At 65.8% G+C, this 4,936-nt stretch carries 5 protein-coding genes; 4 read left to right on the top strand and 1 reads right to left on the bottom strand.

Features of this window, described 5'->3' with window-relative positions:
* Nucleotides 1-739 precede the first annotated feature (739 nt).
* The 3 genes from ACFWGJ_RS41915 (at nucleotide 740) to ACFWGJ_RS41905 (ending at nucleotide 2,497) form a co-directional block, all read left to right on the top strand.
* Nucleotides 740-1,093, top strand: coding sequence for an ANTAR domain-containing protein (locus tag ACFWGJ_RS41915; protein WP_381833573.1), 354 nt, complete (start codon nucleotides 740-742; stop codon nucleotides 1,091-1,093).
* 780 nt (nucleotides 1,094-1,873) lie between these two features.
* Entirely contained in the window at nucleotides 1,874-2,323 is a 450-nt protein-coding gene (locus tag ACFWGJ_RS41910) for a hypothetical protein (protein ID WP_387334206.1), read from the top strand.
* 42 nt (nucleotides 2,324-2,365) lie between these two features.
* A complete protein-coding gene (locus tag ACFWGJ_RS41905; protein ID WP_387334205.1) occupies nucleotides 2,366-2,497 on the top strand; it encodes a hypothetical protein in 132 nt (43 codons plus the stop codon).
* 145 nt (nucleotides 2,498-2,642) lie between these two features.
* Here ACFWGJ_RS41905 and ACFWGJ_RS41900 read toward each other — a convergent pair whose 3' ends face one another.
* Nucleotides 2,643-3,023, bottom strand: coding sequence for a hypothetical protein (locus tag ACFWGJ_RS41900; RefSeq protein ID WP_210894613.1), 381 nt, complete (start codon nucleotides 3,021-3,023; stop codon nucleotides 2,643-2,645).
* A 1,027-nt stretch (nucleotides 3,024-4,050) separates the two neighbouring features.
* Between ACFWGJ_RS41900 and ACFWGJ_RS41895 the strand changes: the two genes are divergently transcribed.
* Nucleotides 4,051-4,317 carry a hypothetical protein gene (locus tag ACFWGJ_RS41895; RefSeq protein WP_387334204.1) on the top strand — a complete coding sequence of 89 codons (267 nt, stop codon included), beginning with the start codon at nucleotides 4,051-4,053 and terminating at the stop codon, nucleotides 4,315-4,317.
* The last annotated feature ends 619 nt before the right edge of the window (nucleotides 4,318-4,936 follow it).

Below are 4,936 nucleotides of genomic sequence, written 5' to 3'. Positions count from 1 at the left end.
CCAAGCAGCAGAGTGCCGAGCAGCAGGTCTCACCGCATCAACAACTGTCCCTTTTCATCCGTACGCAGGTGGGGACGTTCATGTGTACGCCGACAGCTGGCCGCGGTCACCATCGTCGCCGCGACCGCAGCTGCCGTCTGGGAGCACCACGGGTAAGACGCCACTTGAAAGATCTTCAGGGCCTGCCTCCCCCGGAGTTCCGTTCGCTGACCGGCACTTCCTTGCATCCCTGCGACATCCGTGCAGGGGAACCGCCTCGCATGAACACCTTCACGGACCGGCTCGACAGAGGTGGAACCTGCCGACGCGCGACACCGCCGGCGCGCGCGAGCCGCGACGGGCGCCCCGATCCCCCGAAGCGCTCACCACTTCCCTCCCGCCCTTCTTCCTCCAGGTGAGGCGCGTACGGGCTGTGCTGAGGGGGACGTCGGCACCCAAGCTGCGCCACCGGCATGGTGACCTGCACAAACACGGAAAGTTCTTTGAGGCTCGCGCCACCCCCAGTGCAACCCCTGCCGCAGCCCCGGGCGCGACGGATGACCAGCCGTGCATGCGCCGTGCCAGGCCGAGGTCCCTGATCTGGCACCCTGTGCTCCGATCACGTGCGGGCCGGCCCTGACCGGCGCTCCGGCTACCGCACGTCACAGCCGTAGTAGGGGTGCGGGGCGTTTCGTAAAATGGAGAGTTGTCCAGCTCATGCAGGCTTTTGGTGCCGAGGCCGACAGAGAAGGAGACGACGGTGGCAGCCGACGCCACGTCTGCCGCCCCTGATGCGGCGGAGGAGTACGCAGCGCAGCGGGTGGAAGAACTCCGGGACGAGAATGCGCAGCTTCAGCAGGCGGTGCACGCGCACGCCGTGGTGGACCAGGCGATCGGCGTCGTCATCGCCGTGGGACGGCTGACGCCGGAGCAGGGCTGGGAGGTGCTGCGGAGGGTCTCCCAGCACACCAACATCAAAGTGCGGACCGTCGCGGAGCACGTAGTCGGCTTCGCCCGCACCCAAGAACTGCCCGCCGAACTGAACGCCGAACTGCAGCGCCAGATCGCGCACGCCGCTCGAACATCCGGGCCGGGCGGCCATACTTCGCGGTGAAGTGGTCACCCGGGGGTTCCCGGGGTTCGGAGAACAGCCCCGGACAACCTCCCGGGCCTGTGCCTGGGAGGCTATCGCAGCCCCTTTTGTCGTCCCGTATCCCCGCGACGACAAGGGGGGCTGTTCAGCGCTGCCAGGTAGCGGCGGATGAGTTGCGCGCCCTCAGCGCACAACCCCGCGCCTCTCGGGCATGTGTGGCAGGCGCGCAGATGCTCTGCGTAGGCGTCGTACCTGTTACGGACAGCGGGTATCTGGATGTCCATGTGGTCTCCCCGGCACCAGCACCGTCGACGCGCTCCTCGCGGAGCGGACCGGTTTGCAGCAGTATCCGAGCATAGGCCGTGCGCACTGCGCTCGTTGCTGCCACTGCGGATCACAGCACGTCGCACAACTACCGCACGAGCCTCCTGTTACGGACGGTGAAACTCCGTCAGGAAAATGCATGCTCTGAAGGGGCGGACAGGCCATACCCGTGGTGGGAGGCTGAGTGTGTCCGGCCGCCGCCGCGCGGGTGCGGCGGCCGGGAAGCGCGAGGGAACCGAGGATTCCCCCCGGCTCGGGACCTCGCGCGAGGTGCCCTCCCGGCGAAGCGAGACAGCGGGAGTTGCCTCGCTGGGCGTGCCTGGAGAGCGGAGGCTGGAGCTGCGCTGTCGGTGGCGCGGCTCCAGCCGGCCTCGGCAGCCGGTTGTGGCTCGGGGGCTGGGAGCCTGCAGGGGCGGGGCGAAAGCCCGACACCACCGGTTTCTCAGCGTAGCAAGGACAACCGGGAAAGGAACGGCCGTGGCGGTGTCCCGGCCGCTGCCGCACGGACGTCGACGTCATATTGCGCTCGCACGCGAGGTCAAGGAGCTCCACGACCTCGTCGCCGACCGCGGCGAGGGCCTCGTTGCCGGACAGCCCGGTGGAGGTCACTCGCTTGCGGATGATTCCGCCCACAAGAGGCGCGATCCGAACTTCACCGGCCTCTACAAGGCCGCCGGGGTGCGTTCGGCTGCGTCCGCCATCGCGGGTGTCGGTGTCCGCGATCGCTCCCCCAAGGCCCGCGAGGCGCACCTCGCTGCCGTCAACACCCTGACCGTCCCGGAGTTCCGCAAGCGGGGCCTCCACTCGGCAGCGGTCGGCCTGCACGTCATCGCAAACGTCATCGCGGCGGCCCGCATTGCCGGTCTCGACCCTCGTAAGGTCGTGGACGTTTTCGCTGGCCTCCCGTGGCAGCGCGACGCCCTCTGAACCATTCCGGAAGACAAGGAGGCCGGCACCCGGGAGTACGCCATGCGCGTCTTCTTCGAGGGCACTCTGGCGAAAACCATCTATGACGAGCGCGCCACACCATCCGGGACGCCTGCTCAATACCCGGGCGGCATCGCGGGTGTGGGCGGCGAGGGTGAGAAGGGCTGGACCTGATCGCGTTACGGGATCTCATTACTGAACACGCTGCGGGCTGCTATAAGTGCTGGGCCAGCTCACCCGTGCAGTGGGTGATTGTTCGGGTGAGCAAGGCCAGGAGCGGTAGGACCGATTGGGTGTTGCCGCTGTTAAGTGTGCCCTGTCAAGGGCGGTTGCGGTCGTCGCTGGCGAAGAAGAAGCCGAACGCGGCGCTGGTGAGGGCGACCACCGGGGTAAAGACGAGACTCACTTCGCGGTAAGCCTCGGTCCCGAAGTGGGTCCAGTGAGTGAGGATCAGGCCGAGGGTCGGGAGGACCGCTACGACGGCAACAAGCCACAGCATGCCGACGGCCAGTGTGCGACGGGTTTCGTCGATGTGTTTCGGCTTGCCCTCACGTACTGCGTCGGAGGAACCGGGAGGTTCGTCCTCGATGAACTCTTCTTGACCGGAGCCGGGTTGAGGACTTCTCGGCGACGGGCTGCTGGTCTCGATGGCCTGTACGACCACTACGGGTTCGTCGGAGGGGTTCTCGTCCTCTTCCAACTGTTAGTCGTCCTCCTCATGACTGCGGGTTATGGGGATGGCCGGCCCGATGCACAGGAAGCTGTTGTCCGTGGAGGGGATCTCGTCTTCCCAGAGCTCGTTGGGTCCTTGCGAGCCGGGCGGGGTGGCGGCTGTTGTCACAAGTGTTCACCTCGTCGGCGCGCGGCGGCTCTGGCACTGGGCGCCGGTGCGTGCCGGCGCCCGTTGCAGTGGCTGGTTAAGTGCCCGACCGTCCCGGTGCCGTTCTTCACTCATGGTCTCCTTGCCTGCAGCTGCAGATCTCGATGCGCCGGGGCGGGCCGAGGCCGCATGTTTCCGTATGGGCCGGTAGCAGGTCCTCCTGGAACTCGCCCCGACTGCGTCGCTGCCGTACCAAGATCCGGCGGCCGAGCGGTACTTCCCGCACTTCAGGTTCGGGCAACGGGGGGTATGACCGTTCGTTGTGCCACTCCTGGTACGGGGTGACGAAGCGGAGTGAGCCGTAGTGGAGCACCTCGTAGTTGCACTCGGGATTGTTCGCCATGCAGAGGGCGCCCCCCTATGTCATCGCCGCGGTCGGCGCTTGGCTGGTGCTGCTGAGCGACACCCAAGCTGTGCTTGGGGGCCGACGATACCACATGCTATGTGATCATTTTCAACATCTAATGTTCCTCTCATGCACACGTGGTACACATTCCATGTGTACCACTGCCACACGTGGTAAGTATTTACTTGACATCGGATGCGCACGAGGGCACGATGTCGAAGTAACCGAGCATCAGTCGGCCCACGCAAGGGAGAAGAATGACTACTCACACGTCCTCTGACTTCACCTGACCAGCAGGCTGACGCTTGCGCTGTACCGCACCTTTCGGGGTGGACCACGCGCCTTGGGGGGCCGTGGTTGCTTAGGACATTTGTGCGGGCAGCGATGACCCAATGAGCACGGAGCCGTTCGGGAGCCCGTAGCGACACGCTGCAGGGCGGGGCCCGAACCTTGCCGTGTCTGGGTCCGTTCGAGTAACTCTTCGAATCAAGGAGCCTTGGCATGCCCGAGCACCCGACTGAGACACCCGCGTCGGCGACGAGCACCACCCAGTCGACGACAGCGGTCACCCGCCTCAGCGTGAACATCAACGAAGACACTGCCTCCAAGCTCCGCTGGTACAAGGAACACAAGGGCATCTCGATCACCGAGACGGTCCGGCGGGCAGTGGCACTTCTGGAACTGGTGGAGCGAGAGACAGCAAACGGCAACGAAGTGCTACTGAAGTCTCGCGACGGCAAGTCCGTCCGCCAGCTGTGGCTCGTGTGACAGACGCGGCGACCACTGGTCCGCCGCGTCAACACTCCACATCACCCGCCGGCCGCAGCCATCCGCTGTCACTGCGGCTCTTAGCTGTGTGATCGCCATGTGACAACCACCGTCACCGACGACACTCACGAGAAGCCCCAAGCCGGGCAGCGCAACAACGCCGAAACTCCCGTGACCGGCCTGCTCAAATATGCTCCTGCAGCCCGTCTCAAACCGGGCGAGGAAGATATGTGCAGCGGCCGTCGGTCATCGTGTGACCCCTCCCAAAATGCGCGCCGGCCAGGCTCCCGTAGCAGTGACCCGCTTCCCTCATGTGGTTGAACAGCAGACCGTCCAGCACCAGACAGCTGCCGCGTCGTCGGCTCCTGCCACGAAGTGCCGCCAGAAGCGGGCACGCCCCACCTTCCCGCACAGCTGGAGCAGACAGCCGGTTACCAGGGCCCCCTGGCTTTTCCGTCGGTGTTTCTCCACAACAGCCACGGTCGCCCACTCGCCGACGATACGGTCCCAGCGGCAAACGTCCATCGTAGGAAGTTCACTGCCGCCAAAGAATCGGCGTCTGAGTCTCTTCCTCTGGACGCCGCACGGCCCGGCCCCTTAGAGCTCGTAGGGGCCGGGC

This window comes from Streptomyces sp. NPDC060205 (genome assembly GCF_042728395.1).
Lineage (GTDB): Bacteria > Actinomycetota > Actinomycetes > Streptomycetales > Streptomycetaceae > Streptomyces.
Note: the sequence above shows the minus strand (reverse complement) of the source record. Positions and strands in the feature narration are given on the sequence as shown.